The organism is Microcystis sp. M49636_WE2, from assembly GCF_030065375.1.
Classification (GTDB): domain Bacteria; phylum Cyanobacteriota; class Cyanobacteriia; order Cyanobacteriales; family Microcystaceae; genus Microcystis; species Microcystis aeruginosa_C.
The window spans coordinates 1-5,343 of the sequence record NZ_JASJFG010000060.1; the positions used below are offsets into that span (position 1 = coordinate 1).

Below are 5,343 nucleotides of genomic sequence, written 5' to 3' on the forward strand. Positions count from 1 at the left end.
TTATTAAACCCTAAGTTAATTATTGCCGATGAACCCACCACCAGTTTAGATGTGACGGTTTCGGCGGAAATTCTGCGGGAATTAAAGCGTTTATGTAGCGAGGAACAGATGGGATTATTGTTAATTTCCCATGATTTAGCGCTGGTGGGAGAATATTGCGATCGATTAGCGGTGATGCAGGGGGGCAAAATTGTTGAATCGGGAGCGGTAAAAACAGTTTTTAATACACCTGAACACCCCTACACTCGTTCTCTTTTGGCCGCCGCTTTACACCTACAGCTGCGGGAGGAAAAATTAACAGCAATTCAAGGTAAAGAAACGGTGTTAAAGGTGGATAATTTAAAACAGTATTATACCCTAGAAGGTAACTTTTTAGATGGTTTTTTAAAAAAAGAAAAGAAATTTATTAAAGCGGTGGATGAAGTCAATTTTGAACTGTATCGAGGGGAAATATTCGGTTTAGTTGGGGAGTCGGGATGTGGGAAAAGTACCCTATCGCGAACCCTATTACAGTTAATTAAACCCACCGGGGGAAAAGTGGAATTTTTAGGAGAAGATTTAACCCCATTGTCGGGGGAAAAAATGCGTCCCAAACGGCGCTTAATGCAGATGATTTTTCAGGATCCCCTCGCTTGTCTCAATCCTTTAATGACGGTGGGAGAAAGTATCGCCGATCCGCTTTTGATCCATCAAAAAATTAGTCTAGAAACCGCTAAAAAACAGGTTTTAGAAATGTTAGATCGAGTCGGTTTAACACCGGTAGAGGAATTTTATCGACGCTATCCTAGGGAGTTATCGGGGGGACAACAGCAAAGGGTAGCCATTGCTCGCGCTTTAATTACTCGTCCGGAATTAGTTATTTGTGATGAACCGGTTAGTATGCTCGATGCTAGTGTTCAGACACAGGTTTTAGAGTTAATGTTAGAGTTACAAAAGTTATTTAATCTCACTTATTTATTTATAACTCATGATCTTTGGTTAGCGAGATTTCTCTGCGATCGAATTGCGGTGATGACTGCGGGTAAAATTGTTGAAATGGGTGACACTGAACAGATTTTTAGCCATCCCCAACACCCCTACACTCAAAAATTAATCGCCGCAGCTCCGAGAATTTATCCCGACAGCAACTAAAATCGCTCTAGGGGTTTATAATTGTTATTGTCTAGATATGGTTAGGAAAGACAAAATGGCCAGACAACTTCAGATAACTCTCCCTGAAGATACCATGCAACTTCTCGATCGATGGTTGACAAGTAGTGATTATCCTGAAAAAGAATATAATAATTTAATTAATGAAGCGATTAAATTATATATTATGGAACAACAGAGAAACTACCTCAAGCAACAATTAAAGGAAGGAGCTATTATTAGAGCAGAAAGAAATTTAAATTTAGCACAAGATTGGTTTTCTCTAGAGGAGTATTTATGGTAATAATGATTATTTTTAAAGTTAAAAAACTGCTCAAAAAATTTGTCTTTAGTCTCCAAGAGGAAGGATGGAAACCAGCACTCAAAAAGACGAAACGAAAAATTATTAAAATTCTTACGGGAAAGAGTTCTTCTGAATTTGAAGAACAGGTGATCGAAAGTGCTAAATTAGCCGAACCCCGGCCCCTAGAAATTGCCAGTAGTGACAATCCTTTAGTCTCGATTATTATTCCTGTTTATAACCAATTTGCCTACACCTTTAACTGTCTGGAATCCTTGAGTGTTAACCTAAGTTCTGATTTAGCCTATGAAATAATCATTGTTAATGATGCTTCCAGCGATGAAACCTTAGAACAATTAGCCACTTTAGTTAAAGGAATTAAAGTATTAACTAATGCAGAAAACTCTGGGTTTATTCGTTCCTGTAATTATGGGGCTAGTCAAGCAAAAGGTCAATACCTATACTTTCTCAATAACGACACTCGTATTCTGGAAAATTGTCTAGAAAGTTTAGTAAAATTAATTATCAATAATCCCCAAGTTGGTGCGGTGGGTTCTAAATTAATTTATGCTAATGGTAAACAACAAGAAGCGGGGGGAATTATCTGGAATTCTGCCGATGGTTGGAATTATGGACGCTTAGATAGTCCCGAGGAACCTGAATATAATTATGTGCGTCCCGTGGACTATTGTTCGGGGGCCAGTTTATTAGTTCCTACGGATTTATTTAAGCAACTAGGTGGTTTTTGTCAAGACTTTATCCCCGCGTATTACGAAGATACAGACTTATGTTTTGCCATCCGAGAATTGGGTTATCAAGTCCTCTATCAACCCCAATCTAACGTCATTCACTACGAAGGAATCACCTCGGGAACAGACCTTTCCAGTGGGACAAAACAATATCAAGTTATTAATCAAACTAAGTTTCGAGAAAAATGGTCAAAGGTATTAACTAAACACCTAGATAACGATGCTAATAATGTCCCCAAAGCTGCCCGACGTTTACAAGGAAAACCGACAATTTTAGTCATCGATTCCTACGTTCCACTATACGATCGAGAATCCGGCTGTGTGCGTTTATTAAATATTCTTAAGCTACTGCTCAATTTAGGCTATTCAGTGATTTTCTTTCCCGATAATGGCTATCCTGAACAACCCTATACTTCTGTACTGCAACAGCTGGGAATTGAGGTTATTTATGGCACAGCGCAAAGATATAATCTAGAAGAAAAATTAATCAAATATTTACCCCTGATCGATGGAGTTTGGTTGTGTCGTCCCGAATTGTGCGATAAATATATGGATTTAATTCGCTTAAAAACAAAAGTGCCAATTATTTATGATACAATTGACCTACATTTTCTACGTTTAAAACGACAAAAAGACTATCTCGATCCCAGTTACCAAAATACTAGCTGGAGTTGGCAAACCTATCAGAAATTAGAGTTAAACTATGCTAATCAAGCGGAAGCAACCGTATTAGTAACGGAAGACGAAAAACAGGTTTTATCCTCTTTGGGAGTGAAAAATGTTTGGGTAATCCCCAATATCCATGAAGAAATTTCCCTGTCAGAAAAAGTTGCCTTTGACCAGCGATCGGGTTTAGTATTTATTGGTAGCTATAATCACCCTCCTAATATTGATGCAGTTAAGTGGTTATGTTTAGAAATTATGCCCTTAGTTTGGGCATCCCGTCCCGATATTACCGTTAATTTATTGGGAAGTAACCTCAAGGATGAAGTAAAAGAATTAGCCAATGATCAAGTGATTGTTACCGGTTATGTTCCCGAAGTAGAACCCTATTTCCAAAAGAGTCGCATTTTTGTCGCTCCCCTGCGATTTGGTGCGGGAATGAAGGGTAAAATAGGTCAAAGTCTTTCCCTAGGATTACCCACTATTACCACAAAAATTGGTGCCGAAGGTATGGGATTAATTGACCACCAAGATGTTCTAATTGCCGATACTGCCGAGGAATTTGCCCGCGCAGTGATCGAACTCTATGATCATCGGGAATTATGGCAAAAACTCGCTGATAATTCCCTAGAAACTATTAAGAGATATCAACCCGCTACCGTGCAAACTAACCTACAAGCTTTGTTATCGAATCTAGGAATTGTTGCTAAGGATAGTTAATAAGAATAAAGCTCATTTCTCCCACAGGTCTATAATTTTGCCGAATTAAAAACCTATTTTGACCAAATTAACCCCGAAAACGACGATTTGTATTGACGAATTTTCTAAGATAAGCTAGACTGAACCTAGACAAAAATTCAGACGGTGATTAATGAATAGTTATTGTTTTTGCGGTTTAGCTCTCGGCAAAAAGTATCGTTCCTGTGCAGTCAACGTAGCGCGGGATCTGGAAAAATACCATCCCGGTATTCAATATCTAATATTGACTGATGAGCCAAGGGATTTTCAAGATTTAAGTAACGTAATTGCCATTAAACATATTCAGGATAGTATCATGTTTCCCTATAATGACAGGCGTTTTGCTATTGAGAAAGCCTTAGAACGCTACGACATGACTATTCAAATTGATACGGATATTCGATTAATAAAATCCTTAGTGTTTCCTGAACAATTTAATAATCTTGACGGAGTTTTCGGCACAATCAAGAATCTAAAAGCTCATTTAACTCGTTATCAACCCGAAAATATTCCTTATTATGAGAAAGTGGCGCAGAAGTTGGATATAGATTTTGAAAACGCTCCCTATGTTGGGGAATTTATCTTTGCTGTCGGAAAAAATCGCAAAAAAGAAGAAGAATTCATTTATTATTGGGGAATAATTGCCAAATATTTAGAAATACACCGCCTTCATGGTGCAGATGGTCCAGTAATGGGGTTAGCCGCGGCGAAAGCAGGTTTACCTACTTATCCTAGCGAATGGTCTGACATGATCGAGCGTGAATTTGTCGAACATCTTAAGTTTTCCTCTGGTAAAAACAAAATTCAAAAAAGCGACTGGGAAAAGTTAAAGTTTCGTGTGGCCTATCATTATCGCTTAAATAAGCAGAGAATATTAGCCTTAAAAGATTTTAACTTCTATTACAATGATTAATGCTACGGTATATAGCATTTATCTTAATGGTAAAGTACAAAGTTTTCGTTTTCGGGAGTCAGGATCCAGTCTTCGGTCGTCGATACCAAATTAGGTCATACTTCATCTTTATAAGAAACGCCGTAAGTTTTATTACAGGATTCAGCATTTGTGCTTCTTTTACTGTAGTAATTTTTAGACTTCTGCTAATTTTAATAACCTCAATAAAGCGTTCCCCGGTTTTACCTGGGAACGCAATGTGGGAGATATTTCTCCTAACTCTTTCAATAATAATTAAACAACAGTAAAGAAACTACTTACTGGTGTAATATTTCCGAAACCGGGTAAAGTACCGCTCAATACAGTGATATTTACCAATAAATCATTGGTGGATGACAATGTCGCAGTGCTATCATTGATAAATAGGTAAGTTCCAGCGATCACACCGCTAGTTACTTGCACTAATGCAGCGCTACTGGCGCCTAAAGCTTGATTACCAGCCAATAATCCATTTGCATCAGTAAATACCTGAGTCGCTAAGGCCGTTGTGGTAGTAGCAGTGCTATTAGCAGCGCGAGTAAAACTAACCGGCAAGAATGATAAGCCGATTGTATCAGCATTGGCGGGATTGATGGTATTGATGGTAAAATCGGTGATCTGATCGGGATTAGATATGGTAGATTGTCCAAATTGAAAAACGAAGATATCTGCATCTGCATTACCAGTTAAGGTGTCAATGCCAGAACCGCCATTCAAGATATCCTTACCTAAACCCCCATTAATAATGTCATTACCAGCGTTACCCGAAAGGATGTTAGCTTGGCCATCACCAGTAATCGTGTCACTTTGATTAGTGCCAATAACATCATCAA

At 38.3% G+C, this 5,343-nt stretch carries 5 protein-coding genes; 4 read left to right on the top strand and 1 reads right to left on the bottom strand.

The window, feature by feature from the left end; translation table 11 throughout:
* From PX484_RS01400 to PX484_RS01415, 4 genes are all read left to right on the top strand, one after another.
* Nucleotides 1-1,131 (top strand): ABC transporter ATP-binding protein (locus PX484_RS01400; RefSeq protein ID WP_288102698.1); only part of this gene is annotated, 1,131 nt, incomplete at its 5' end.
* Between the two features lie 55 nt (nucleotides 1,132-1,186).
* Nucleotides 1,187-1,432, top strand: coding sequence for a hypothetical protein (locus PX484_RS01405; protein WP_288102699.1), 246 nt, complete (start codon nucleotides 1,187-1,189; stop codon nucleotides 1,430-1,432).
* Complete coding sequence (locus tag PX484_RS01410) at nucleotides 1,426-3,561, top strand: glycosyltransferase (RefSeq protein ID WP_287768394.1); 2,136 nt, start codon at nucleotides 1,426-1,428, stop codon at nucleotides 3,559-3,561. The genes PX484_RS01405 and PX484_RS01410 overlap by 7 nt, the downstream gene beginning before the upstream one ends.
* 151 nt (nucleotides 3,562-3,712) lie before the next feature.
* The gene (locus PX484_RS01415; RefSeq protein WP_004267978.1) at nucleotides 3,713-4,492 is read left to right on the top strand and encodes a hypothetical protein; all 780 of its coding nucleotides are present in this window, start codon (nucleotides 3,713-3,715) and stop codon (nucleotides 4,490-4,492) included.
* Nucleotides 4,493-4,765: 273 nt separating this feature from the next.
* On the opposite strand, the gene PX484_RS01420 is transcribed toward PX484_RS01415, so the two are convergent.
* Nucleotides 4,766-5,343 (bottom strand): bluetail domain-containing putative surface protein (locus PX484_RS01420; RefSeq protein WP_288102700.1); only part of this gene is annotated, 578 nt, incomplete at its 5' end.